Genomic DNA, 24,822 nt, shown 5'->3' on the forward strand with positions numbered 1-24,822 from the left:
GCTTCTAACAGGTCTTGGAATGAGTAGCCCTCTTGATCCAACAGCCCAATCAAATCTTCCACAAAATTAATCAGTCCTTCTCTTCTGGAATCTCGCAAAGCAGTGCGGATGTGTAACTGTTGCTCGGAGTCAATCATGATTGCTGTACCTCGTTAAGTTGTTTGCTTAAAGCCCCTATCCTTCTGTTATGAAAGTTAATCTCATCCTGGATTATGTTCGTGAGTTCAACTGTAGTTAGTGGCGTAATCTCAGATTCAAGCAAGCACTTCATGTCCTCGGCATCAGCTTGAACATCACAAAGTACGTCATAGCGCCAAATTTGTTTGTACTGATAGGCTGCTTTGCTACCAGAAGGATAATAGGTACAGCCAACGATTAAACCCTCTTTAACCCATTGCCCAAAATGATATAAGGGCTGTGTCCAATCACTGGGAATACAGATTGAGAATTGTTGAGGAGAAAGAGTCATGATTGCTGGGCCTCACCGACATTAGAAAGTTGAACTACTTCACTCAATTGCTCATCAAGGACAACTAAATTTTTTTGATGAATCTCAACAAGTGACTTTTCGTAGTTGATTTCGGCTTGCAAGACAGATAATGGCGGTGGCTCAATCTCTGAATCTTTTAACTGCAAAGTGTCATAACCTTGGTCATCAATAAGCACAGCGTAAATCCATCCCTTGCCTAAGTCGTAAGCCCTTCTTGTCCCTGGTGATTGGTATTCAATCCCAATAATTCGACCTTGTTTAACTAACTGCCCCAATTGATATTTGGGCTGTGTCCAATGGCTTGGAAAGCGAATGCATGATTTTTCAGCAATGATTTCTGGTGTATCTTCTGGCATGGCGTTACCTCGTTTTTGATTGCAGCCGTAACAGGCTAGGCGTAAATTATCGGTTTTGTTGCTCCCACCACGAGATAAGGGAATGTAATGGTCAACGGTCATCACTTCTGGTGTTAAATCGCATCCACACCAGAAACACCTATCTCCGTACTTGTCAATTAGGCGTGGAAGTTTATCGCGTCTTGCCTTTCTGTATAAGCGTTTGTATCGGCGCTCCCTGATGCTCTTATCCATCCAAATCACCTCTGTAATGCTTCTCCCAATACATTTGTCTGAGGCGACTTTTACGCTCTTTTCTGGCCTCTGTGCGCCACAAGTAATGTGCTTGGGCTAGCAGTTGCAAATGGAGTTCAGTAGGTGGGCAATAGTCGGCATTGTCTGGTGACAAAAACCATTGCTCGACGGTTGAAATATTGCACTCACAAATTTGGGCGAGTTCCGCGTGGTTTACTTTCCAGCAGTTCAAAAACTCCTCTAGTTCCACAGTTGGCTGCTTTAAGTTACGAGGTAACATCTTTTTCCTCCAACTTGTGAGCTTTTGCGACTGACAATGAAGCTTGCATAAGAAAACAAACCGCATCTATTGAATCAGTCTTCATCCAGGCGTAATTAACCAAGCCGTCTAGCACTTCATCGAATGTGAAACCTTGTCCTTCAAGGAAAGTCATGACTTGCGCTAGGCTGTTGCACACAAAATCATGTCTCTGTTCTTTGAGCGCGATTTCAATTGATACTGAATCCTTGCTCATCCTTCTCTCCTGTCAAAACCTTTGCAAGGGTGTTCTTGTGTGCATTCGTTGCTGGTAGCAAGTCCGGGAGGGGTAAAAGAATGCACAAAAATAGAGACAGCACACAAAGCTAAAGCTGCTGAAAAACTTTTCAGGATCATCTTTCTAAATTTCAGTGATGGAATAAAACTTGTCCGCCGCATCCCAGATATGATGAGACGCTGCCTTGAACTCTTTCTCAAACGCCCAGCTTGCTGCCGCTTGCAATAAATCAGCGAATGAGTAACCGCGATCGTCAAGCAAAGGTATGAAAAAATCACGGAGGAATCTGTACAAAGCCTCTTGGCGGTCAACTCTTAGCAGAATTTTGATGTCCTTGGGATTGATGCCATCCATAATCCAGGTAGGCATAAACTCTCTTGGCAACACCTCATCCAGTCAGTGATCATTCGCCTCCAATGCTTCCAAGACAGACAAATGCCATTGCAAAGACTGAACAGTTTTATCTCGCCCTTTGGCAGTGTCAAGTACTAGCTGGCTGTAGTCTTTGCCTTTTTCGGTCGGAAGGTAGGCAGGGTTTTTACCATCTGGGTTAGGGATTTGAAAACCAAGATCCGTCAGTAGCTTGTTAACTTTGATAGCGCTCCACTTTTCGCCAGTTTTGGCTTCGAGTTTTTCACCTAACTGTGTTGGTCTGACCAATCCTTGCTCGATTGGAATTGATAAGGCTGACTTTGCTATCTCTGCTGCTTCTAATAGGGCCGGGTTGTAAGAGGCGATCGCATTTAACTTCACCCCCGCTATCAGCTTTGGATCTAGTCCCGCACCACCCAAGGTTAGGTCAAATAATTCTGAGATTTCTTGAGCGGTTGGGGTAGGGGAAGGCAGAAGGCAGGAGGCAGGAGGAGCAGGGGCGAACGCTTCTGTCACTGACAAGTGTCCGGTCATCACTTGTCTAAGTGTTTGGTTGGCCCAAATGCGAAACTCGACGCTTACCCACTTAGCTAGGTCTATGGCGATTTCAGGGTGCGCCCAAGTGCCTCTTTGGTCATTTCTACCTTTTAAATTCGTCATTACTAAAAGGTCTACGGGAATTCCCGTGAACCTTGAAAGTCCTTCCCAGTATTCTTTTGTAGATTCAAGACGAGCATAGTCATTGAATTGCTTGTTACACGCCTTGCACATTTGAGTGGCGTTGACATAGCCAGCAGGTACATCATGTTTTGCAATCCTGGTTACTTCGCTCAACTGTGCGATCGCGCTTCCATTCCAATCGTGTGTTACCAAATTCATAGTTTTAGTCTCCTGTCAAAACAAAGCAGGAAAGAGGCGCTGTTATTGCGCCTCTAGCGATGGGAGTTTCGTTTTATGCCGCAGACGGGACGACTAAACCTTGAATCGCCAGAATGACTAATTGTGCCTGATATTCGGTATCGCACTCTGAACGGCAATCACTATTAGCTGGCTGTGCAATCCACTTACCATCTAGCTTCTGGTAGAAAGAGCCGAGGAAGTGATAGCTTTTCCACAGCCTGTATAAAGTGCCAAAATCCTCATCTTCTACGCTGTCGATTTCGTAATTTGGGGCTAGATCGACGTGAAGATTTGATTGAGACTGTGCGTTAGCGAAGCTTTCCGAAGGAATCGCTTGAGTGTCTGCAAGTACTTGTGGCATGATGGAAATCTCCATGAATTATGTGGATAGAGAAGCGCTTGAAGTTGTCCAGACTGGGGCGCTTTCTCTATGTCTAAATTATCATCCATTGGTTGACATCTGTCAACTGACATCTAATGGTTGACAGCTAGGGGATAGTAAACTAGGATGTTGCTTATGAATTGAAATTATGCCTGTGAAGATTCTGCTTAAAGAAATAAGAGAGACAAGAGATGTGTCCTTAAATGACCTCTCTCGGCTGACAGGATTAAGCCCGCAATATCTTTCTAAAATTGAAAATGGAAAATCAAATCCTACTTTGAAGACTATTGGCGATATTTGCCAAGGACTGCGAATTCAGCCTGGAGATTGGATTATTTACGAGTTTGAAAACGATGATTAACTCTACCTCCTGCCTTCTGCCCTCTGCCCTCTGCCTTTCTTTATGAAAACCCTCGAATTCAAAATTTATCCTACACTTGTTCAAACACAAACAATAGATTTGTGGTTAGAGCAGTTGAAATGGGTTTGGAATCGGGGACTTGAAATTCGATTAGAAGCACAGCAGCGACGCTGGAGGGAGAAAGCAAATCGCCCTCTCCCCGACAGCCTAAAACTCAAATGGAAGAACAGTAAATTGGTAGGCTGCGGAGTACGCAAAACCAAGGCAGGATACAAATATTGTGAGGTTCGTACCTGCCGAAATATTGAAAATCCTAAGAAGTTTGCCCAATGCGAATTCTTCAGGAGCGACAATATCCCCGAATGGCTGCAAGGCGTACCCACTAAATTTAAATCTGGGGTAAATGATGCACTAGATAAAGCGTGGAAAGCCTACAGCGACCCCAAACACCCTGGCAGACGACCAAGATTTAAAGGTAAATTTGACAAACTCAAATCACTTCTTAACCGCAATGCTGGGGGCAAATGCAAAGAACTGAAGCCTGAAAGAATCCCCGATAGCGACAACGGTTATGTTCGCTTTCCTAAGTTGGGCAAGCTTTACGTTAAAGGACTGTTCAAGCGGTTCCTGAGTGATGAATACGGTAGTGCCAGAATACTTAAAGAGCCTTCTGGGTATTATCTTCAGGTATGTGTGGATATTCCAGAGGTGGAATTGCCAGCCAATGATAAGGCTGTGGGAATTGACCCCGGTTTAAAATCTGTTATCACCACAGATGCAGGACGAGAGGTTGCACCACCGAAGCTATACCGGAATCAACAAGCCAAGTTACGGCGATTGCAACGTAAGCTAGCGCGTCAGCAAAAAGACAGCAGTAACAGCAAGAAAACCAAGCATTCAATTGCTCGTCTTCATGAGAAAATCCGTCGTTCTCGCAACGCATTTAACCATAAACTCAGCACTAAAATTGTGCGTGAATATGGTGCAGTTGCAATGGAAGATTTGCAAATTAAAAATCTTACGAGAAAACCTAAAGCCAAGCAACGCGAAAATGGCTTAGGGTATGAGCAAAATGGTGCAAAGCGTAAAGCAGGGTTAAACAAAAGCTTTGCTGACTCTGCACTAGGAGACTTGATTAGTAAAATTGAGAGTAAATCAAAAGCTGGCGGTAGAGAATTTGTCAAAGTGCCAGCCCATTACACCACAATCAATTGCTCTAAATGTGGTGAAAAAATTAAAAAATCGTTGAGCGTTCGCACTCACCGTTGTACTTGCGGCTATGTAGCCGGACGGGACGAGAATGCCGCACAAAATATTTTGCTTAAAGGGTGTGAACTTTTTAAGCAGACGTACCGCTCTTGGGAGTGGAAACGAGACGCAAGTCCTAAGCCTGCCTCTGCCTCCGAAACAGAGGGTCAGCAGGAAGCTACGCAAGTAGCACCATCGCCTGAATATGGCGATCGATCGCGCGGAATGGGGGATGTATTTTCCCCACCCGCACCTCAAACACCCTCAAAACCATTAACCGCAACACTTCCACTTGATGAACTCCCTACACCCACCCGCGCACCTTCTAGCGAAAGCCTTTCAAGGGATTTTCTGAATCCCTCCAAGGGCAAGAACCAGAAAAAACGAAAACCCGCGCAAACTATAGATGAAAGCTTTATTCAGCTTACCTTGTGGGATTTTGTAGCGGAAACGGATACTGGAGGGTAGGGACGATCGTAAGCAGCGCATCATGCAAGCTGAGGAGAAGCGGAAATGGATATTGGGGTAGGAGCGATCGCAAGTTGCGAACAAATGCCAGATTCTGATCGACCCCAGGTAGAAATAGATATCGGGGGTTAGGGGGCGATCGCAAGCAACAGCTTACGCTTTGGCTTTGGGATTAAGGCGATGAAGTTGGGGATGCAGGATGAGTGTGATAGCTAAATATTCAAAGTTTTTCGGTAGCTGTACTGGAGGAGTATTTTTCAGAAATACAGTAATTTAGGAGGTGTTGTTTTATTCTCAGTTCTCAGTATGCACCGTCTCGCAAGTTTTATCAGTACTGCTTCTAACCCCAAGATTTTTAACTGCACTGCAAAAAGGTTTTATACAACTGCTGTATTGTTAACAGTACTTTCTCCGTTGGTTACAGGATGTTCTACAGGGGGGAGTCAGGCAGCATTGTCACCATCGGCACAATATGCAGCGACAAATAATCCTAAACCCGTTCCAGAGCAAGCAACTCCTCAAGCCCCTCCGCAAGCAGATCCTTACCCAGATGCAACCAGCAAAGCGATTGGTGCGGCAACTATTAGCCAGTCTGCTCATTCATCGGATGATTGGAAATTAGTCGCTCAGATGTGGCAAGAAGCGATCGCCTTGATGAAATCTGTACCAAACACAAGCTCAAATTATGCAGTTTCTCGAAAGAAGGCAGAAGAGTATCAGCGAAATTTAGCCTATGCAAACAAACAGGTTATTAAGCCAGTAGCTCCAGTTGTTGCAACTACTGAACCAGTAATTCAGCAAGCATCTTTTTCCAGCCTGTCAACACCCACTATTGCTGCAAAATCTCGTCCATCAGCCATTTTATCGCCTGTCCATCCCCAGCCCAAGCAATCAACTATTGAAGACAAAGAGCAAGCGCTTCAGGCATCGGCTATTGCCTTTATGAACGACTATTTTAATCAGGCTATAAACAAGGGGATGAGAGGTGACATTTATTCGTGTGCGGAAACATTCGAGCTTTCGTCTTCTCTCTACTCACCCGAAAGTGCAAAAATTTTAGAGACAATGGTAGCTCCAGATGGAAGCATGGCTTGGGTTACAGCCAGGATTGAGTCTAGCACTAACTTCGGAAATCCGATTAGAAAAAACTGGAAGTTCACTCTTGCAAAAGGTGACACCTATGTTGAGAAGCAAATGTTGAACAATGGCTCAAAAGAAGGGTACAAATACTCCAAATCTAAATACGGTGGCTGGTGCGTACAGCTTTTGGCGGAGGAGTAAATAAATCAAGATAAAAACTGTCCGCATTCCGAACCCAAGACAAATATTTCACATCCCACTCCCATAACTTAACCTCCTGAAAAATTTTTCATAATCCCTTCAGAGCGATCGCTACCCAAAAACCATCCGAGGGTATTGGGTGTTTCATTCAAGCAGAGCGATCGCTCAACCTGAGCAGTCCTTGTTAATCTCCGTCTTTCATCTCAACTAAAGTTTTATCAAGTCTATCGTTGGCTTCCTTCGCAAACTGGATGCATCGCACGCTCGTTGCCATTCCCCCAACGGCAGTAAATGTTCCTTCTGGAACTTTGCCTGACAACAGTAATCCGGCTCCAATAAGACTGATGCAAGCAGATAAAGCAGTGGCAGTCAGGGCAAGATTAAAGCTGTAGCGTGCTTGGCGTAGGCGCTCTTGGGCAATGTAAAATTCGACTGGCTTGTGGCTCATGGATTTTGTTGTTTGTGTGTTTAAGTTCACACTTCTAATGTCGAGCCAAAAACCTATAACATTGACCACACAAAGATTGTGTTGTAAATCACTTGTGATTTCTCTATGATTGTCTGATGCTTTAGTTTTGATTGCCTAAGTGATCGCTTTTTAAATACCTTGGTTAGAACATGACAGACCCAAGCCTTGATAGAAAAAGGAAGAAAATAACTATCGCGGCATCTCTAAAAGGTGTTGAGATGGCTGAAAAAGCCTTGATCAGGATGGGGTTTGAGTCAAAAAGCAACTTTGCAAAGTCCCAACTGTTGGCTCGTAGCACAGTGACAAAATTTTTCCGGCGTGACCCAATCCAGCTTGATTCTTTTAAAAGGATATGTGAAGCGCTGGAATTGAATTGGAAAGAAGTTGTACTAATACCAGAAGAACTAGAGGAACTAAGCACAAGCGATCGCAGTGGCTCTTTCGTCAGCATAGTGGTAGAGTCGGCGCGAAGATATTACACTCAATTGACTGTAATTGATAAACAAACTAAAACAGTCAAAATCGAAATCAGATTAACAGGTCATATAAATTCAGTTGATAATTTAAAGTTTCTTGAGTTGATTTTGCAGGAATATTCAGGTGACACTATAGAAATTACTGATATCAAAGAAGGCAGCATCAGATTATTTGTCGAAGGTTCTCCAGAGGATATTGAGCGGCTTGTATCTCGCATTAAATCAGGAGAACTAAAAACAGTAGCAGGTTTTCCTGTTGAAGATGTTCAAATTTTGAGCGAAAGTTCAGATGATGACGAAAGTAGCGAGTCTGATGAAAAATGGCGTTTAGTGCAGGAAATTGTTAGTCAACCGGTTAAGATGCGACAGTTGAATGGTGTTGATCTAAGCGATGCCGACCTGAGCGGTGCCGACCTGAGCGGTGCCAACTTGATTGGTGCTGACCTAAGTGGTGCTGACTTGAGAAATGTCGACTTGAGGTATGCCAATCTGAGTTATGCCAACTTGATTGGTGCTGACCTAAGCGATGCTGACCTGAGTTATGCCAACTTGATTGGTGCTGACCTAAGCGATGCTGACCTGAGGAACGCAATTATTAATAATGTTAAGCAAGTCGCATATAGTTCGGTTAAGCAAGTCGCATATAGTTCGCTAATTCGTCGCCGGAAGATCATCATTACTCTTCTCACAATATTGATTATTTTCTGTATATTTGCCATCCGTCACTACAATAGGTTTAGACTCTATAATAACCACGATCTGGTCTATGCCGACCTGAGAAATGCCGACTTGAGAAATCGTAATCTGAGAAATGCCGACTTGAGAAATGCCGACTTGAGAAATGCCAAACTGAGTGGTGCCGACTTGAGAAATGCCGACTTGAGAAATGCCAAACTGAGTGGTGCCGACTTGAGAAATGCCAAACTGAGTGGTACCGACTTGAGAAATGCCATTCTCAATGGTGTTAACCTCACCAGTACCGACTTGAGAAATGCCATTCTCAATGGTGCTAACCTCACCAGTGCCGACCTCAGTTATGCCATTCTCAATGGTGCTGACCTCAGTTATGCCATTCTCAATGGTGCTGACCTCAGTTATGCCATTCTCAATGGTGTTGATTTTAGGAAAACAATATTCGATAACACAACAATAATCAGTCCTAAATGGTCTAGAGTCATAAAAATTGTTACTGAAGGAGCTAGTGGACAAAACCTCAGTAATGTCGACCTCAGCAGTGCCGACCTCAAGCGCACCGACTTCCGTAGTGCCAACCTGAGTGATGCCAACCTGAGTGATGCCGACCTCAGAGATGCCGACCTCAGAGATGCCGACCTCAGAGATGCCGACCTCAGAGATGCCGACCTCAGAGATGCCGACCTCAGAGATGCCGACCTGACTGACGCTAATGTTGCAAATGCCTCATTTGGAGGCAACATAGGACTTACAGAGGATATAAAACGTGACCTAGAGCGACGAGGGGCAATTTTTGGCGATCGCCCCCCAGTTCTCAATCCAAAATAAGAAACATCCTGAAAAATTTTTCATAATCCCAGAGAGGGCGATGCCAAAGGCTGGCTGCGCTAACGCTTTCAATAAGGAAGAAGTTAGTCAAAAAGCGATTTGGGTAAGGGCGATCGCAAGCAAGAAACTGAAATTATCCACAAGTTATCCACATAACAGAGGTAACAATTTGGTGAGGGCGTAGTTTACCGCCGCTATTCCATCGCTCTTGGATGATTGAAGAAAAGCAGATAATCGCAAGGACGTTAAATAAGGGTTGTTATGTAATTTTTCAATATAGCAGGCAGTTCTTCCTTGCTGATTTCATGCGTAACTACCTGTACCGTTAATTTCTCAGCTTCTTCTTCTGTTATCTCAATATCGTAATCATTCACATTTAAAAAAGTCACCATAGCAGCAAAAGCAGTGCGTTTGTTGCCTTGCTCAAAAGCGTGATTGCAAGCTATGTGAAATAGGTATGCAGATGCCTGTTCATAAATTGTGGGATGGAAATATTCTTCGCCAAAACCTGCTTTTGGTTGGTAAAGAGCGGATTCCAATGAACCTTCATTTAATATGGTTAATGACTCGCCAGTTTCACTGACGAGTTCATCATGTATACGAATTACGTCTTCTTTCTCAAGAAATTTAGGATGCTGCAAGTCTCTTGTAAACCGGTTCCCATTTTTTCATTGTTGATAGGAAGATTAACATAGTTTCCGATTCTTGAGGAGTTATGTCTCCTAGATCGAATGCGTTAATCTCCTCTGGGGAGAACGCGCTGACTTGTAACCCTACTTTAATCAGTGAGTTTAGACTATGTTTTAGGGTTTCTATGACAACATAGTCGGCATCTTTTTTGGGAGTTATAGGACTAACTGCATTTTTGGCTTCCTTGTATAGAGCAACCAACTTTAATATCACCTGTTTGATTGCTTCTCTTGCGTCTTTTCTTAAAAAGAAATCCCAATATGTCTCTAAAAGCTCGTTTAAAAGGAAAACGAATTTAACAAAGTATAGTACTATTAGCTCTTCTTCGGGTTTTTCGCTAATTTGGTTAAACGCTTTGGCCAGTCTCTCAAGTTTTTGTTTAAATTGAGTTATCTCTTGCCTAAGTTCGTCCTGCGAGATACCTTTAGTGTTAGCCATTTCAGCTAGTTGGGCATTAACTTCATGTTGTGCATTAGGAAAATGCAAGCATTGCTCAAACAGCTCTACTTGTGCTTGAAGTGTTGAGATTGTTTTTTGTGTGAGCATGAAGCTTTGTGTCATTGCCTTACGGCCCCTACAGCCAGAATTAGCTTATTAACTTCTACTGCCCAGAAAAGTCCTTTGACCTTACTAGAAATACTAGGGATGCAGGATTGTTGTATTTCTGGGATATATCCACTATATCTATAGTACTTATATATCTCTACTGTAGTGTCACTATAGTACTTGTATATGCCTACCGTAGTACCACTCTATTGCCGTTATAAGTCTATTGCAGTGCCATCATAATGACGTTATAAGTCCACTGTAATGGCATCATAATGGCGTATCCGCTTGCTTGTAGCCACCAAAGATCCAAGCAATACAGGCGATACAGTCTTTAAAGAGTGACTTTTCCAGCTTCGGTTCTGAAAAATTTTTCACACTCCCGCCGCCATTACCTGACCTCGTGACATGTCGCTCATCAATTTCGCCGCGTCATCAACAGGATTTGGAGTTTGCACAGTAAGACTTCGCGGCGTATTAGCCAACGTCATAATCGCACTGTTGAGAGCATCTAACCTTTGCTCAATCCCCTGATTTGCCATTTTCAGAGATTCAGCTATTCTTGAGTAACCAGAATCACTCACGTTCTGGATGCCTGCTTTGTTGAGAACACCTGTAACCATATCAGTAGGTGGCATATCGACTGATTTACCTTTGAGTTTTAGGCTGTCGTTATACCGCCCGTAAGCCCCAAATAAATCCTCTCCCGGCTTACGATTTAGTTCAGGTAACTGGTTGACTTCGATCCTTTGTGGTAATTCAAAGCTACCATTGGATGTCCCTTGGGGAGCTACATCTTCTTGGTGGTCGGTTATATCAACACCGTTCTTAATTGTCCGCCCGTTTTTGACTATAGTTTTATCTGAAAAAGTCTCTTGGTGGTTGGTTATATCAACTCCGTCTTGAATCGTTCGTCCATTTTGGACAAAAGTTTCACCAATTCTGCCTCCCCGACGACGAGAACCTTTACCCTTGTCCTCAGTCCCCTTGCCCCCTGCATCCTTGGGAGCAGCAGCCTCCGCCTTCTCTATACCCTCGCCTTGCTTTCTCGTTTTATCTGCTGCTAGCTGTTGGTCGATGGCGGTCTGCTGGGTTGTCTTTTGCGCCATTGTCGCGTTCCTGGCTAATTCATCCTGAATGCCAAGATTTTTTTGAGCATTATCAAGTCGCTTATCACTAAGGGAGATTTCACGGTTCGCTATCTCCAATCCCACTTTTGCCGACTCTATAGCTTGTGGATCTTTCTTTATTTGGGCAATTCGCATCGCCCCTTCTGCATCCAATTTGGATTTAGCAGCAGTTAATTTTGCTGATTCAGCATCATAAACAGCAGTTTCAGCCGCGATCCGTTGACGTTGCAAATCAAGCGCTAAAGCCTTCCTTTGATACTCTTGCTCTAACTTTAGGCTCTCAAGTTTCTTGGCTGCAATTTCATCTTCAATTCGATTGCGCTGGGCTAAAATAGCCAGTTCATTTGTACCAAAACCCATCTGTGAAAGCTGAGAACTAACAACGCTTCTCACGCCAGGGTCAAGGTTGTCATCTTTGAGTTTGCGACTGAGGTCTAGGGCACGGTTAGCGTTATCGCGTTTCGTCTCCAGTGGGGCAACACCCGCGTCAGTCAAGGCTTTAGCTAAGTTATATCGACTCTCTTCAAGCTTGCCAGTACGTTCTAGGCTTTGGTTGTATAAATCAAGAGAAGCTTTTTGAAAATCTAGCTGTGAAGTGAGGGATTTAAAGCGATTTTCCTCAGCTTGCATAATGCGCCCAATGGCGTGTTCGACCGCTTCGCGGTATTTCTCCTCAGCCGTAATTTTCTGATCAACTACTGCCAAGTTAGCTTGTGCTAATTCTTGATTTAGAGCGTATTGCTCCAACATGAATTCGCGTGCATCCTTAGACCCTTCCTTATACAGCTGTTTATTTTGGGCGATACGGACTTGGATTGACTTGACGCGATCGCTTGCAGCAGTAGCATCAATTTTGGTTTGGTCGAGTGAGAATCGGTCTTGAGCCTGTGGGGTCAAACCGCTTGAGAGTAATTTTTCCTTGGCAGTACGAGTGCTGTCTGCCTGCTTTGTAGCCGTCAACGTCTCAGCTTTTTTATTGAAAAACTCAATTTCTTTGAGCCGACGCGCCAACACTGCCGATTGCACAGCCAGCCTGTTTTCGGACTCTTGCTTTTCTAAGTTAGTTTGCTCGGTGGTGAGTTCACGCTCTTTTTCTGCGAATTTCTCAGCGCTGATTGCACCTTGATCGTGATAAATATGAAGTGCTTGTAACTGCTGATTAAGACTTTTCTGTTGACTTTGCGTACTAGCAAGCTGAATTCTAGCGATTTTCTCGTTGGCGACTTCTTCGACTAAAACTTTAGCTTCGAGCGATCGCTTAATGCCAGTAATCTTCTGGTTTTCTGCTTTTTGAGTGGCAGCGCGAGAATTGGCTGCACTATCATCAATGCTGAAGAGGGAATTATCTTGAACCTGTTGACTGAGGCGTTGTTGGGCATCATCAGCAGCCTGTTTTGTTTGAGACAACTTGAGCTTTGATTCTGCGAAAGTTTTAAGTTTTTCTAGTATCCCTTTGTCAGCATCATCTGAGGTATTCTTCAGTACATCATCAATTTTGGCAGCTGACGAATTTGGTGCTACTCCCAATCTTTGTAGAGTAGGTTGCAGTTCTGGTTTGTTAACTTCAGTTTCAAGTGCTGTAACGGTAGATTGTTGACTAACAGCATTATCCGCAGCAATTTTTCTTTCATCATCGGCATTTGACAAAGCGAGTTGTCTGGCTGCGAGTTTGTTAGTACTGAATCCAGCGATCGCAACTTTTGTATTTGTAAGTTTCCGGTCTGCAAGCTTTTGCTCGTTCCTCTCTTGACCCTCAGCCAGTGCCAAGTTCAACCCTCGCAGTGCTTGAGTAAATGCCCTGATTGGGTCAACTCGGAATGAGGCTAGAGTTTCATCTTGTTGAGCTTTAAATTCTTTGAGTGGAACTGCTGCTTCTTTCAGCTTGGTTTTGAGTTTTTCTACTGCCTCTACCCCTCCCAGCGTTTTAGTGAATTTGGGATCGTCAAGAGCCTCTAGTAGTGATTTAATGCTGTTAACATACTGGTCTGTTTTCGTTGAATCCAGCATCACAGGCTTGGCGATTTCTGTACGCTTGTCATTAAGCTTTTTGATTTGCTCATCTTGAGCTTCTCGTTTTAGTCTGAATTCGGCAGGTATAGCTAAACCCTTATCCGTAAAATCCCGTTTGATTTGAGCTTGAGTAATTTGGCGTTGCTGTTCGGCATTTAAAAGCTCTGCATCAACTTTTGGTAATTGTCCTGTTTTACCAGTACGGTTTTTTACAGACTGCAATCGCACACCAGCCGCAGCCAAAAAATTCTTAGTTTCATCTGAGAGATCGTTAATATCTTTAATTGTTGTATCGCGCTCTAGCTCTCCAAAAGTCTGGAGTTTACTTGCTCCCTTAAGCGCTATGGCTCCTCCTGGTACATAACTAGCAGCCACGGCAGACAAAGCTGAGGTTACAGGATTGCTTTGTAATTTCTGTGCATTATTTCTGATGGGGCTAATTAAAAAATCGTCTGCCAATTTACCAAAACCATTTGAGGATTCTGGCTTGCTAGTTTTTTTGTATGCGTTTGCGGCTTCTTCTGCTGTTTCCTTAGCTGCCTTAGCTGCCTCGTTAAATGATTTTACTAGGTCAGTATTGACGGCATCATTCAGGAGATTAACTACTTCCAAGACTGCAAAGATACCAGATGTCAGTTTGACTGAGAATGAATTATTGATAGTACTAGCTAGTTGAGAAAAAGTACTTCCTAAAGATACTCCAGCGACTTTGGTAAGAACCAACTCTCCAATTATTGTCCATAAGGCTTTACCCAAATTAACAAGCAAAGCCGTAGAAACAGCAGCAATTATTATCGCTATTTCTTTCCCAACTTTAGCTACTCCCTCAAGAACAGCAGACAAAGCATTCAAGCCTGTGATTGCAGCTGGTGCAACGCCCTCACCAATGCCCTGTTGTAAGCTTAAAAAAGCGTTTTGTACCCCAAATATGGCACTTTGGGCATTACCAGAGGCATCCTTGGCAGCATCGCCAAATTCGGACTGCAACTGACGTGCAAAACGCGGCAAGAAATCCTGAGATAAAATGCTGCCGGTGTCCAAGAGGCGGGTAAACTCTGCCTCTGTAACACCCATTGCCCGCGCTGCAATACCCATTGCACCGGGCAATCGCTCACCTAGCTGGCTGTTACCAGACCAGCAGGTTTTACCCGATCTGCGGACGTAAAGTGTAGTAAACGGAACTTCTACACAAAATACCTCATCGTCAAATTCAACCCATTCTAGACTTGACGGATTTACCAGCACTTCTGCATCACTGTCGAAGTCAGTTAAATAAAAATATGGTTGATTTCCTAAATCTTTGGCTTTGACTATCTTGAACTCAGTATCATTGACTGCTCTTACAACCATTCGGTGATCGGGAGTCACCAGTAAATCGATTTCTTTTGAATTCACACGAAGCATTAAGCCAGTGTATCGATACCTTACTGTCCGAATTGGCAATTGAAATTCAATTTCTCCAGTCTCCAGATTTTGAGAAGCAAACAAATCGCGATCGCTTACTTCATCCCAATGAACCCATCCTCTAAGTGTCAGTACTTCGGTGTTAGAATCGTAACATCTAAGCTCCTCTGCACTGACCTTGCCCTTTGAGATCATCTGGCTCAAAGCCAAGATTGACCCTTGGGTGTCTTCTGCTGACAAGCTGAGTACCGTACTAGCTTGCGAGATTCCCAAGAACAACTCACGAGTCCCTTTCCCTTCCAATGCCGAATTTCTTGAGGCTGCTGCTAACTGCGTGAAGCCTTCGGCTGAGGCTTTGAGGGGGACTCTTAAATCATCAACCGTCTTCCTCACAAATGCCAGATTTTGAGCGCCTCCCGCACTGCCCCCCGATGCAAAGTTGAGCGCAGTCTTTAACCTGTCAAGTTCAACGAATGCTTTGAACGCATCTGCTGATAACTTACTTAAAATACTTTGCAGGATTATCCCACCCTGGAAAGCCAAAAACCCTTTGAAAAGTGAAGACAAAAGCCCACTGAAGTTTTTAAGTATTGGGAAAGATTCTTCAGCTTGATTTTTAATATTCTTGAAGATATTAGCGAAAGCTACGGCGCCAGTATCTCTACCATCTTTTCCTATCTTCAGCCCAGAAAAGAACGCACCTATGCCTCGATTTGGATCTGCCGAGTTAGATTTTTGACTAGTCAGTGGTGACGGTACTGATGGGCTGGTAGGCGAAGTAGACTTTGGTTGTGGCGGTGGAGTTGGCAGCGCTGAAGGCTTACCAATGGGTCTGTTAAACCCTGGTGGAGGCGGTGGAGTTGGTAGTGCTGAAGGCTTACCAATGGGTTGGTTAAACCCTGGTTGTGGCGGTGGAATTGGCAGTGCTGAAGGCTTACCAATGGGTTGGTTAAACCCTGGTTGTGGCGGTGGAATTGGCAGCGCTGAAGGCTTACCAATGGGTTGGTTAAACCCTGGTGGAGGCGGTGGAGTTGGTAGCGCTGACGATTTACTGATTGGTAAGTTAAACCCTGGTGGAGGCGGTGGAGTTGGCAGCGCTGAAGGCTTACCGATTGGTAAGTTAAACCCTGGTGGAGGCGGTGGAATTGGTAGCGCTGACGATTTACCAATGGGTTGATTTGTCGTAAAACCTACTGCTGGAAGAGGTATTTGAGTAAATGGTATTTTAGAATTTGCATACTTAAGAAGTTGATAGAAATTAGGCGGTGGCGGTGGAGTTGGCAGCGCTGACTTAGTGCTAATTGGTAAACTAAACCCTGGTGGAGGCGGTGGAGTTGGCAGCGCTGACTTAGTGCCAATTGGTAAGTTAAACCCTGGTGGAGGCGGTGGAATTGGAAGCGACAATTTCTTGGCTTCGTCTACTGAGGAGTTAACGAGTCTCAGCAATTCTTCATTTGCTTCTTGCATCGAGCTTTTGATACCAATCTCGAAGCCTTCTCCAATATGTTCTCCAATCTGCTCAAATTCTTTTGATGGAGAATGAATGCCAAAGGTTTCTTTAGTCGTTTCTATGATATTAAGAGCCATCCGCTCTGCTGACTCAATCGCAAGAGGGGCAGATTGCTGAACACCCAAAGCTATGCCTTTAGATAGGTTTGTCCCAATCGACATTCCTTCTTTTTCGAGTAGCGCCAACTCTCTGTCTACACCACTCACCAAATCAACTGAATTACCCGACTTACCAAGCTCTTGTTGTATTTTTTTGGTTTGATTCGTGATAGTTTTTTTTGCTCTAGAAGCAGAATTATGACTATCAGATTTTTCTATTTCTCCATTGCTGATTAGTAATTGGCGAATTTCCTCTAACTCTTTTTTCGCTCTCGCTGCGTATTTTATAAAATCCTGAATTTGTTTATTGACTTCAGTGAAATCGCCGATTTCTTGAGAAGCTTGTACTTGATTTTTAAAAGTTTCAGAATATTTTTTGAATCCCTCTTCGATAATCTTCGCCTTGCCTTCTGGCTGCAACGTAGAGATTGGGCTTGACCCTATTAAAGGCTGAGGTTTTGGGGCTAAATCGATGCCTGTAGCGGGTAGCTTTAAATCTCTGGCTATTGGTAATCCTTGTAAATCCTTGCTAACAAGAAGGGGACTTGAGGTTTTTTGATCGGTCGTTGATGGCTGATCTGATGCGCTTGTTTTGATTGGATCAAAAGATAGCAGATTTAATTTATCTTTTTGAGCAAGTATTTCAGGTGCGATCGCCTCACCATTTGTAACGAGCTTGACTATTGCTCCCTGAAGTTCTTCAAGATACTTTAGATATTCTTTGGCAAGTTCATCAATATCTGCTGGCAAGTCGGTAAGTACTTGGGATCGTAGATAATTGATCAATCCCTTAAAATCCTCTGTCCGCTTGGTGGCAACTGTTGAATCTCTTGTGTAAAAAGAATAGTCCGAATCATCTGGAGCGCCTTGGAGCCTAGCAACGGTTCTATCCAATCCAGGCGCTTCTGATTTTACTTTAGAAATAGCTCTAACAACTTTAAGTTGCTGTTCTGGTTCGTAACTATTTAGCTGCGTCTCGCTTATACCCAGAGGTTTTGCAAGAATAGCAGCTGCTTTTGATAATACCTTTTTAGCTTGATCGTAAAACTGTTGAGCATCAAGAGCTAGATTATCTCCTGATGCCATCAATTGAGGTATTGTCCTTAGATGCGGATCTTTCTCTACTGGTATTGAACTGTTTGGCGCATTTCCGAAAGAAGATTTATTTTTAGTTAAAAAATCAGCTAATTCGCCAAATGATTCATCAACCTTATTAGATGGCACTGAAGTCGGATCGGCAATAAATCTATTCAGCCTAGCTGTATGCTTGTTTGCAGCTACTTTCCGATTAGTTAAAGAGAATATATCCTCCTGAGCCTTTACCGTTCCTTGTGGTGCCACAAACCCTGTAAACATTTCGGACATTGCACCTTGAACAGATGGATTGGCAAAATATCTTTTGGGATTATGCACATCCATTGACTGGACATCGGCAAAGTTAGGAATGATGGTTGTATTTTTTGTGGGCTTCAGTAATTGAAAGGGAAAGCCTAATGGATCTTGCTCCCCAATCATTGCTCTGTAGTTGGGGTTGTGCCTTCCTGTCAGCCCATAAAGCCCAGCCCCTAATCCTATGCCTTTTGCTTTTCCCCCAGCATCGGTATCAAACTGAATAGCTTGCTCTAGCGGGTAAGTCCCACCTGAAAAGGTAACAGCGTTGACAGGCTTATCGGGATATTTGCGCTGAACGGCTCGTGCGTAAGCTGCTATTCTAATCGCATCTGGATTGTAGCCATGAGCCGCCGTCCCCACAAGTTTTTCGGTATTCTGAATAGTATCAAGCAATCCCGGCGGCACATCGCCCCCTAAAGATTTAATAAAATTCAGTAATTCGCTATGCGTGTCAGTCGCTTTCCTGTCTGTGTAAGTATTGGGAATTGCGATGACACGGGAATTAGGTAAAACATTCTTTGCTAGTTCAGCAATTTCATACGCACCTCTACCTCTTTGCTTCTGAAATCCGCCAGTGACTAGCGTTACAGTTGGCTCTGAGATTTCAGGAACTTTTATCTTCTGCGATCTGGTTTCAATCTGACGTTGGGCTTCAAAACTCATTACCTTGTTTTTGAAACCAAGGGGAATTGCAGCTAGCTTGATTGCTGTCCCCACTGCTTTAAATTCAGCTTTTGGCTTAAGTTCTTCAGTGAATTGTTCTGGAGTTAGCTCTCTACCCTGTTCTTTGGCTTTCTTTGCTGCCGCTACGTACTGCTTTTTAAATTCTCTAGGCCCTGCGGAGCTAAGTTTTCCAAACTCTACAACTTTCTCTATCGTCCCTGGCGCTACAAGTGTTTTTAAATCTGCAAATACATCTCGAAGTTCTTTGACAGCGTTTCTAGCTTTTCCTATGGGATTGCCTTCGATAAATAAGGCATCAATAGCTTTAGCTAGATTCCAATCCGCCTTAGATAAATCAGTCAAGTTTATGCCAATTTGGCTCAGATTAGCGTTAAATTTACCTTTTAAAGCCTTGTTAACTCCTTTGGCAATACCCGCGCCTAAGCTCTCTCCTAGCGGTAATCCAGCGCCTAAAAACAAGCCTTCAAAAGTATGACCTAAGCCAGCACCCAGCGCCTTGAACGGCAGGGTTACGACCGAAAGCATTGCTCCGCTAGCAAGCTTGAAAGGCGCTGCCACCATATCTAAAATGCCGCCAAATAACCCCTTGGATGAAGTTTTTTTGACGGCATGAGCAACGGCATCAGCAATAGAATCACTCAACTTGCTTGTGGAATTACCACTAACCTCAACGCTTACAGTTGCAACAAGCCCACCCGTTATCTGTCGTTGCAAGCCCTTGGTATCAGCCACTAATCTAACTTCGGCGCTGAGATTGATCGCTCTAAACTCTGAAGTAATTTTATTGACGATCGCACGAGTATCAACTGAATCCAATCCCTGCATCAATCCCGCGATCGCATACTTACCAATCTCTCGAAATACTTTTGACGGCGACTGAATTCCTAGCTGTCTCCTGACTGCCGATACAAGAGAATTGATTACCGATTCTCCTGAACTTTCGGCTTCTGCAAACCCTTGGGCAAAGCCCTGAGCCGCACTTTTCCCAATTCCCCTAAATTGCTCGTTAACTTGTGCTGAATTGACGCTGACGGAAAGATTTTGCAATCCAGAGAAAACAGAATTAATTATGGATTTAACACCATCAAAAGGAGCAAGGATAGCTGACCTAATACCTTTAAAAGGCGCAAGGATTACCGACTCAATACCCTTGAAAGGTGCGAGAATGACTGACTCAATACCCTTGAAAGGTGCGAGGATGATTGATTCAATGCTTTTAAATGGTTTGGCGATGCGATCGCTAATATTTCCACTACCAAAATCGTAGTTTTTGATGCGGTCAAATTGACTGACAACCCCATCAATCTTTCCTTGGATTTGGCTTGGGTTGATGGCATCTAAACCCTGCATTAATCCCGCAGCAGCATACTTACCAATCTCTTTGAAAACCTTCGACGGCGACTGAATTCCCAATTGCCTATTGACTGATCGCACCATCGAATCAATAGCCGACTTACCCGCACCCTCAACACCTGAGAACCCCTGAGCAAAACCCTCAGCAGCATACTTACCAACTTGCTCAAACTGCTGTTTTACCTTGGCTTCGTCAACTTTAATGTCAATTGTGATGGGCGAAATATTTGACAACCGTCGCAGCTTTTCTTGGAAATCTTTGACGTTGGGTGCTAGGTCAATTTTGATGGGGTCAATACTAGTTGACAGCTTCTTAATCTGCTGATCAAAAGTTTTTGTGTCTATTTCAAGGGGAATGAGGATAGGTTGCTGAATTCGCAATCCCTTGATTTGTCGCTCAAAGTCTTTGGTGTCCAGCTTGATGCGATATACAATTTGACCTGCATCAGTCGATTGCAACTTCTTCAAGTCGCTGTCAAATTGGGAACGATCCAGGTTTAATTTAATTGAAGCGGAACCAAGAGTACCCATGATTGCGATCGCATTACATCAAACAATGGGTTCCCTTATACTTAGACGATCACTCTCAACAAGTAAACGCTTCGAGCAACCAATGAAAGAACCAGCAACAACTTATTGCCTAGAGATATATTGCCAAGCTGTGGGCGATTTGAATTCTAATTTAGGTTGGCAACACACAAGTGACAACTCAGAATATAACGACTTGAATGAAGCAAATGCAGCCGCTAAAGCAATGCTTGATTTTGAATACGTTCTGTCAGCAAGAATATTAGTGAAAGACCTAACAGGTGACAGAGTTTTAATCGTTTGCTGTTACACAAAAACAAGCTGATTATCACGCTCGTGAAAAACTTTTCATGAGGTTAAATTCGGCAAGCACTGTCTGCCGAATCAGGTAAGCGCAAACTCCCCATCCAGCACCCACGCTTCACCCAATACTGGAACCTTCACAACGCCGCCATTTGTAGCGATCGCCCCACTCACACCATCAACAAACCCTAGAGGGAACCGTACCAAGCCATCATCAACAATTGGCTGTAATAGTACCAACCCTTCACCAATCCACACAAGGGGCGTGCAAGGATCGCTATTGCGGGATTTGGCGAGTTTGTCCACAGGTGCGATCGCCACACACCATCCAGGCAACAATCCCGCATCAGCCAATGCAAAGAAGGCATTAGCAGCAACGCTGGAAATCCTTTCTCCCTCATCCTCAGCAGGAGTGAAGTAGAAAAAGTCAGAAGGTTTTGCGGCTTCCGACTTCGGATCGCGGTTGCTATTTACAAAGCACGATGTGAGGGTGGCTATACCCAATTCAGCAAGGTGTAACTCCTCACGGTGCAGTTTCGCGCCATAGTGCAGCGCTTGTAAAATTACCCAGGTTGGCTGGTTGCCAAATCTTGTTTCGCTGAATCTTTCTTCTTGCGGCCAGTATCTTCGGCATCGCCAGTAGATTTCTGTCCAGTCGGGATCTCTTGAGTCGGTGTCGAGTTTCCCAAATCTTCTTCGGCGATTGAAGCTGCCTCTGTGGGCCAGCCGGCTTCCTCATTTTTAGCGAATTCGATTACCAAATTCAGTAATTGCGGATGAATTTGATTTGGATCGCCAGTGTTCTCAAGCTTCCAATCAGGCACTAATCGTTGAATTACGGCAGTAGCCAGTACTAAGTTACGGGCGGAAGAGTTTTCCTCTAGCAAATCTTGGAAGGTCACAAACTCTTCTAAATACTCTGCCAGTGACTCGCTATCGCCTTGAGTTAGAGCATTGTAAATATCAATTACTTTATTGCCTGATTTAACAGCGATATCTTTCGCTAATTTCACGGCAGCAATGCGAATATCTGTTAAGTTAGCTGCTTTGATAAATAGGCGCTCATTAGGACTAATATCACCATACTTTGGCAATTCCAATTCACCAATTTCGGCGTTACCGACGGTAGCTTTTTCAAATTCTTGGGGGGAAGTCTTAAAGGGGAGTTTTAACATATCAGTTATCAGTTATCAGTTGTCAGTAAACTGAGTTCCCGATTGCCAATAAAAAGGTGGCAGCAAGCCACCTTACGAGGAGACGCAAAGATTAATCATAAAATCTTACAAAAAACGGGTGTCCATGAACACCCGTACCTATTCCAAAAGACAAGGTAATTTAAATTTCAAATATTAATTGCGCTCGCTCTTTATGCTAATAGCGCAAGAGTTAAGTGTCAATCATGGGTTGAAAAGCGCATCTATAAATGTTTCTAAATCAGATGGGCGAATTTTCCAGCCTTTACCTATTTTTTGCCCTTGCAACTCCCCAGATTTTAAATGTTCGCTGAGGAACCCAGTAGACAAATTAGAAATCATTGCCGCTTCTTTTAATGTAATTGCTGCTTTGAGTCGAATCGAGCTAATCTCAAGGCTTTGAAGGTAAACTTCAAAAGCAGTCTGAATGCTTTGAAGGTAAATTTTCATTTTCTTTTTTGACTCAAAAATGGGGGCTGTCTCATTAACGAGCGACTCGTGCCCCGATCGCAGTATTTGAATAAACTCTTCTGTGTTTTTGTTCTCCCATACCGGATTTTTAGAGCATCTGATCCAGTTGGCTTTATGGTGGCAGACGTAATAATGACAATGTTGGCACACAGGGAAGATGGATTTTCCAGCAATGTCATTACCGTAGCAAGCATGATGAATTTGGGTGCTTTTTCTGGTTAGGCAAACGCAGCAGAGATTATGAGTTTTTCTATGCGCTGACTGGCACATCTCTTTGTACTTTGCTTGATTTCCATATCTTAATCGCCAAATACTGTCATCTCGATTACTCCTCTTGCATCGCCGTCTCATGAATTTAATCTAATATTCGCTATTTATTTATTTTTGCGTTTCGGGGATAATTTGTCCAGCACTCGAATTGACAACATGGACAATCTAATTGACATCAACACGCTTTTGCATCGCTATGGGCTGAAATCACGACAGGCTATATATGACAGACTTAAGGATTTAAAAATTAAACCCGCAAGACGAGGCAAGATAACACAAGACGATTTACTGGTACTTGACGAACTGGACAAGCATATAAATTCAGGAGGCACGATTGAAAATTTTGTCAAGTCGCCTGAAGTGTTACCAGTTGACAAACTGGACAAGTTGGAGAAACCAAGACTGGATATTGAGTTTGATGACGATGGAATGAGCGCCATTAACGTTATGGCGGAGCTAATGGAAAAAATGATGTCTTACACCTATACAAGGAATTCGTCACCATTAGCTAATTACGAGGAACTGGAGAAAGCAGTCAAGTTTGAGTGGGTGCTACCCACATCTTTAGTCAAGATATTAACGGGAGTTTCCCCAAAAACGACGTATGACAGCGATACTTTCATTTGCATGGGTTTCGCTTTTATAAAAACAGGAAAAATTGGGCGTGAAGCTGGCTGGCAGGTAACAAAACAAGTTGCTAGCCTTGACTTAAAACAGGTATTTCCTGCCCCCCGATTAATTTAGCAGCTGTACTCTGAGCATCACTTGGTAAGTGGTCTTTACCAATACTTAAAGATGCAGCTAAAACAGTTTTTAACTTATCTTCTGGCAGATATTCAATGATAAGCGCGATCGCCTCCTTCAACTGCTCAGAAATATCAGTCACTTCCACATCAATAATCTCAGCATTGATTGGCTCTAGAGGTTGAGACTCAGCAACCAACTCTTTTTTGAGGAAGGGAATTTCACCCTTGGAAGTCTTGCAAAGTATGACATCACCCTTGCTCAACTCCTCCTTAACTTCAACTGTCTCTCCGTAGCACGGGTGTGACGGGAGTGCTACCTTATACCTTTCAACTGGCGACGGTGGCGGCGCTTCTGACTTTGGTTCGGCGGCTGCAAGGGCGATCGCAACCCTAAGTGAAGGTAATGGTGAATCAGAAGCGAAACGCGTTTCGTTTCTTAGCTCGTCCCACTGTTTAATTATCCGATGCCATTCCCTAGAAATCTTCATCAAAAATTGGGCGTGACGCATCGTAAAACGGCAGTTTTCCTCCACCCAGGTAGTGAATTGACCATAAGGTAATTCAGCTTTTACTTGAATCAATAAATCCCCAGCTTGTTTATCGCATAATAGCGCTTGCTGCAACTCATTAATCCCAGTTTTATAAAGCTCCTTTGATTTATCAAAAGCCTCATTAATATTAATAGCTAATTCTAATAAATTCATAGTTCTTCTTGTGATAAAGATATTCGTAATTTAACTAGCCCAAGGTTAATATAAGCCTTGATTTTTTCAGGATTTGCCTTTTGACGTTTGGCAATGTCAGCAATGGAAACATTGCTGAAAAATTTTTCAACAATGGCAGTTCGCTGTAAGACAGGCAGCTTATTCAAGTGTTTCAGGACAACCCTATCATCAACTTCATCATCATCAGCTTGCATAGGCTCATGCAAAAGCTCATCTAAACTGATAGTTACATTGCTATCAAGTGCTTCTATCTCCCTCCATTTTTCTTCGCTTATACCTAATCCCCAAGCGATTTGTGAAGCATCTATATCCCTGCCAAGCTTTGCCAAATGTCTCTGCAATCGCCTAACTTTTGCTTTAGTTTCAATAGCAGTACGTGGCAACTTTACTGATTGCCATTGGTCGCGTAGAAAGTGCTGAATTTCTCCTTGAATATAGGGCAAAGCGAAGGAACTAAAGGCATATCCTGTGCTGGGATCGAAGCGATCGGCTGCTTTCAAAAGCCCAATGTAACCCAATTGGAATAAATCATCATAAGGTTCGCGGCACACTTGAGACATCCGGTGTACAACTTTGTGAACCAATTTTTTATTCGCTTCGGCAAGTGTATTTCTTTCATTAACAACAGATGACCGCATATTTCGTAACCAAATATATTAATCAGGTTATTTGGTG

Annotated in this window: 22 protein-coding genes and 2 pseudogenes; 7 read left to right on the top strand and 17 right to left on the bottom strand. The window is 43.5% G+C overall.

Annotated features, from left to right (window positions below; all coding sequences use genetic code 11):
- Positions 1-133: 133 nt before the first annotated feature.
- The 7 genes from V7L31_RS24005 to V7L31_RS24035 form a co-directional block, all read right to left on the bottom strand.
- A complete protein-coding gene (locus V7L31_RS24005) occupies positions 134-469 on the bottom strand; it encodes a hypothetical protein (RefSeq protein WP_334698579.1) in 336 nt (111 codons plus the stop codon).
- Positions 466-1,080 (bottom strand): HNH endonuclease, encoded by a 615-nt coding sequence (locus tag V7L31_RS24010; protein ID WP_334698580.1) that lies wholly within the window; start codon positions 1,078-1,080, stop codon positions 466-468. Before V7L31_RS24010 ends, V7L31_RS24005 begins: the two co-directional genes overlap by 4 nt.
- Positions 1,073-1,360 (bottom strand): hypothetical protein, encoded by a 288-nt coding sequence (locus V7L31_RS24015; protein WP_334698581.1) that lies wholly within the window; start codon positions 1,358-1,360, stop codon positions 1,073-1,075. Before V7L31_RS24015 ends, V7L31_RS24010 begins: the two co-directional genes overlap by 8 nt.
- Positions 1,347-1,595: a hypothetical protein gene (locus V7L31_RS24020; protein WP_334698582.1), complete on the bottom strand. Its 249-nt coding sequence runs from the start codon at positions 1,593-1,595 to the stop codon at positions 1,347-1,349. The genes V7L31_RS24015 and V7L31_RS24020 overlap by 14 nt, the downstream gene beginning before the upstream one ends.
- Before the next feature lie 144 nt (positions 1,596-1,739).
- Positions 1,740-1,985 carry a hypothetical protein gene (locus tag V7L31_RS24025; protein ID WP_334698583.1) on the bottom strand — a complete coding sequence of 82 codons (246 nt, stop codon included), beginning with the start codon at positions 1,983-1,985 and terminating at the stop codon, positions 1,740-1,742.
- A gap of 27 nt (positions 1,986-2,012) precedes the next feature.
- A complete protein-coding gene (locus V7L31_RS24030; RefSeq protein WP_334698584.1) occupies positions 2,013-2,867 on the bottom strand; it encodes a KilA-N domain-containing protein in 855 nt (284 codons plus the stop codon).
- 73 nt (positions 2,868-2,940) lie between these two features.
- A complete protein-coding gene (locus V7L31_RS24035; protein WP_334698585.1) occupies positions 2,941-3,249 on the bottom strand; it encodes a hypothetical protein in 309 nt (102 codons plus the stop codon).
- Positions 3,250-3,418: 169 nt separating this feature from the next.
- Between V7L31_RS24035 and V7L31_RS24040 the strand changes: the two genes are divergently transcribed.
- The 3 genes from V7L31_RS24040 (at position 3,419) to V7L31_RS24050 (ending at position 6,628) form a co-directional block, all read left to right on the top strand.
- The gene (locus V7L31_RS24040) at positions 3,419-3,631 is read left to right on the top strand and encodes a helix-turn-helix domain-containing protein (protein ID WP_334698586.1); all 213 of its coding nucleotides are present in this window, start codon (positions 3,419-3,421) and stop codon (positions 3,629-3,631) included.
- A 42-nt stretch (positions 3,632-3,673) separates the two neighbouring features.
- Positions 3,674-5,347, top strand: a complete 1,674-nt coding sequence (gene c2c8 / locus V7L31_RS24045; protein ID WP_334698587.1) for a type V CRISPR-associated protein C2c8 — start codon at positions 3,674-3,676, stop codon at positions 5,345-5,347.
- A 306-nt stretch (positions 5,348-5,653) separates the two neighbouring features.
- Entirely contained in the window at positions 5,654-6,628 is a 975-nt protein-coding gene (locus tag V7L31_RS24050) for a hypothetical protein (RefSeq protein WP_334698588.1), read from the top strand.
- 184 nt (positions 6,629-6,812) lie between these two features.
- Here V7L31_RS24050 and V7L31_RS24055 read toward each other — a convergent pair whose 3' ends face one another.
- Positions 6,813-7,076, bottom strand: a complete 264-nt coding sequence (locus V7L31_RS24055) for a TRADD-N-associated membrane domain-containing protein (protein ID WP_334698589.1) — start codon at positions 7,074-7,076, stop codon at positions 6,813-6,815.
- A gap of 263 nt (positions 7,077-7,339) precedes the next feature.
- Between V7L31_RS24055 and V7L31_RS24060 the strand changes: the two are divergent.
- A pseudogene (locus V7L31_RS24060) lies at positions 7,340-8,710 on the top strand (pentapeptide repeat-containing protein); the annotation flags it as partial.
- Here V7L31_RS24060 and V7L31_RS32705 read toward each other — a convergent pair.
- The gene (locus V7L31_RS32705) at positions 8,668-8,910 is read right to left on the bottom strand and encodes a hypothetical protein (protein ID WP_442944486.1); all 243 of its coding nucleotides are present in this window, start codon (positions 8,908-8,910) and stop codon (positions 8,668-8,670) included. The pseudogene V7L31_RS24060 and the gene V7L31_RS32705 sit on opposite strands and share 43 nt — an antisense overlap.
- Here V7L31_RS32705 and V7L31_RS32710 point away from each other — a divergent pair.
- Positions 8,795-9,094, top strand: a pseudogene (locus V7L31_RS32710) (pentapeptide repeat-containing protein); the annotation flags it as partial. The gene V7L31_RS32705 and the pseudogene V7L31_RS32710 sit on opposite strands and share 116 nt — an antisense overlap.
- A gap of 245 nt (positions 9,095-9,339) precedes the next feature.
- On the opposite strand, the gene V7L31_RS24065 reads toward V7L31_RS32710, so the two are convergent.
- From V7L31_RS24065 to V7L31_RS24075, 3 genes are all read right to left on the bottom strand, one after another.
- Positions 9,340-9,735 carry a type II toxin-antitoxin system death-on-curing family toxin gene (locus V7L31_RS24065; protein WP_334698591.1) on the bottom strand — a complete coding sequence of 132 codons (396 nt, stop codon included), beginning with the start codon at positions 9,733-9,735 and terminating at the stop codon, positions 9,340-9,342.
- Positions 9,722-10,345: a hypothetical protein gene (locus tag V7L31_RS24070; protein ID WP_334698592.1), complete on the bottom strand. Its 624-nt coding sequence runs from the start codon at positions 10,343-10,345 to the stop codon at positions 9,722-9,724. Before V7L31_RS24070 ends, V7L31_RS24065 begins: the two co-directional genes overlap by 14 nt.
- Before the next feature lie 359 nt (positions 10,346-10,704).
- A complete protein-coding gene (locus V7L31_RS24075) occupies positions 10,705-20,442 on the bottom strand; it encodes a tape measure protein (RefSeq protein WP_334698593.1) in 9,738 nt (3,245 codons plus the stop codon).
- A gap of 82 nt (positions 20,443-20,524) precedes the next feature.
- On the opposite strand from V7L31_RS24075, the gene V7L31_RS24080 reads away from it, so the two are divergent.
- Positions 20,525-20,764, top strand: coding sequence for a hypothetical protein (locus tag V7L31_RS24080; RefSeq protein ID WP_334698594.1), 240 nt, complete (start codon positions 20,525-20,527; stop codon positions 20,762-20,764).
- A 59-nt stretch (positions 20,765-20,823) separates the two neighbouring features.
- Here the strand turns inward: V7L31_RS24080 and V7L31_RS24085 are convergent, their stop codons facing one another.
- The 3 genes from V7L31_RS24085 to V7L31_RS24095 all read right to left on the bottom strand — a co-directional run bounded on the left by V7L31_RS24085 (position 20,824) and on the right by V7L31_RS24095 (position 22,385).
- Positions 20,824-21,246, bottom strand: coding sequence for a hypothetical protein (locus V7L31_RS24085; protein WP_334698595.1), 423 nt, complete (start codon positions 21,244-21,246; stop codon positions 20,824-20,826).
- Positions 21,247-21,305: 59 nt separating this feature from the next.
- Complete coding sequence (locus V7L31_RS24090; protein WP_334698596.1) at positions 21,306-21,917, bottom strand: hypothetical protein; 612 nt, start codon at positions 21,915-21,917, stop codon at positions 21,306-21,308.
- Between the two features lie 222 nt (positions 21,918-22,139).
- Positions 22,140-22,385 (bottom strand): helix-turn-helix domain-containing protein, encoded by a 246-nt coding sequence (locus V7L31_RS24095; RefSeq protein ID WP_334698597.1) that lies wholly within the window; start codon positions 22,383-22,385, stop codon positions 22,140-22,142.
- A 447-nt stretch (positions 22,386-22,832) separates the two neighbouring features.
- On the opposite strand from V7L31_RS24095, the gene V7L31_RS24100 reads away from it, so the two are divergent.
- The gene (locus V7L31_RS24100) at positions 22,833-23,420 is read left to right on the top strand and encodes a hypothetical protein (protein WP_334698598.1); all 588 of its coding nucleotides are present in this window, start codon (positions 22,833-22,835) and stop codon (positions 23,418-23,420) included.
- Here the strand turns inward: V7L31_RS24100 and V7L31_RS24105 are convergent.
- Together V7L31_RS24105 and V7L31_RS24110 are read right to left on the bottom strand one after the other, a co-directional pair.
- A complete protein-coding gene (locus V7L31_RS24105; protein WP_334698599.1) occupies positions 23,374-24,126 on the bottom strand; it encodes a DUF3102 domain-containing protein in 753 nt (250 codons plus the stop codon). The genes V7L31_RS24100 and V7L31_RS24105 overlap by 47 nt on opposite strands.
- Positions 24,123-24,785, bottom strand: coding sequence for a sigma-70 family RNA polymerase sigma factor (locus V7L31_RS24110; RefSeq protein WP_334698600.1), 663 nt, complete (start codon positions 24,783-24,785; stop codon positions 24,123-24,125). The genes V7L31_RS24105 and V7L31_RS24110 overlap by 4 nt, the downstream gene beginning before the upstream one ends.
- Between the last annotated feature and the right edge of the window lie 37 nt (positions 24,786-24,822).

It is taken from the genome of Nostoc sp., from assembly GCF_036916655.1.
Taxonomy (GTDB): Bacteria; Cyanobacteriota; Cyanobacteriia; order Cyanobacteriales; family Nostocaceae; genus Nostoc.

Excerpts from the sequence above, each read along its gene's own strand:
- V7L31_RS24110 (WP_334698600.1), bottom strand. The coding sequence starts at position 24,785 with ATGCGGTCATCTGTTGTTAATGAAAGAAATACACTTGCCGAAGCGAAT.
- c2c8 (WP_334698587.1), top strand. The coding sequence starts at position 3,674 with ATGAAAACCCTCGAATTCAAAATTTATCCTACACTTGTTCAAACACAA.
- V7L31_RS24095 (WP_334698597.1), bottom strand. The coding sequence starts at position 22,385 with ATGAAAATTTACCTTCAAAGCATTCAGACTGCTTTTGAAGTTTACCTT.
- V7L31_RS24050 (WP_334698588.1), top strand. The coding sequence starts at position 5,654 with ATGCACCGTCTCGCAAGTTTTATCAGTACTGCTTCTAACCCCAAGATT.
- V7L31_RS24040 (WP_334698586.1), top strand. The coding sequence starts at position 3,419 with ATGCCTGTGAAGATTCTGCTTAAAGAAATAAGAGAGACAAGAGATGTG.
- V7L31_RS24055 (WP_334698589.1), bottom strand. The coding sequence starts at position 7,076 with ATGAGCCACAAGCCAGTCGAATTTTACATTGCCCAAGAGCGCCTACGC.
- V7L31_RS24105 (WP_334698599.1), bottom strand. The coding sequence starts at position 24,126 with ATGAATTTATTAGAATTAGCTATTAATATTAATGAGGCTTTTGATAAA.
- V7L31_RS24035 (WP_334698585.1), bottom strand. The coding sequence starts at position 3,249 with ATGCCACAAGTACTTGCAGACACTCAAGCGATTCCTTCGGAAAGCTTC.
- V7L31_RS24005 (WP_334698579.1), bottom strand. The coding sequence starts at position 469 with ATGACTCTTTCTCCTCAACAATTCTCAATCTGTATTCCCAGTGATTGG.
- V7L31_RS24010 (WP_334698580.1), bottom strand. The coding sequence starts at position 1,080 with ATGGATAAGAGCATCAGGGAGCGCCGATACAAACGCTTATACAGAAAG.
- V7L31_RS24075 (WP_334698593.1), bottom strand. The coding sequence starts at position 20,442 with ATGGGTACTCTTGGTTCCGCTTCAATTAAATTAAACCTGGATCGTTCC.
- V7L31_RS24090 (WP_334698596.1), bottom strand. The coding sequence starts at position 21,917 with ATGTTAAAACTCCCCTTTAAGACTTCCCCCCAAGAATTTGAAAAAGCT.
- V7L31_RS24030 (WP_334698584.1), bottom strand. The coding sequence starts at position 2,867 with ATGAATTTGGTAACACACGATTGGAATGGAAGCGCGATCGCACAGTTG.
- V7L31_RS24070 (WP_334698592.1), bottom strand. The coding sequence starts at position 10,345 with ATGACACAAAGCTTCATGCTCACACAAAAAACAATCTCAACACTTCAA.
- V7L31_RS24080 (WP_334698594.1), top strand. The coding sequence starts at position 20,525 with ATGAAAGAACCAGCAACAACTTATTGCCTAGAGATATATTGCCAAGCT.
- V7L31_RS24100 (WP_334698598.1), top strand. The coding sequence starts at position 22,833 with ATGGACAATCTAATTGACATCAACACGCTTTTGCATCGCTATGGGCTG.
- V7L31_RS24025 (WP_334698583.1), bottom strand. The coding sequence starts at position 1,985 with ATGCCTACCTGGATTATGGATGGCATCAATCCCAAGGACATCAAAATT.
- V7L31_RS24015 (WP_334698581.1), bottom strand. The coding sequence starts at position 1,360 with ATGTTACCTCGTAACTTAAAGCAGCCAACTGTGGAACTAGAGGAGTTT.
- V7L31_RS24020 (WP_334698582.1), bottom strand. The coding sequence starts at position 1,595 with ATGAGCAAGGATTCAGTATCAATTGAAATCGCGCTCAAAGAACAGAGA.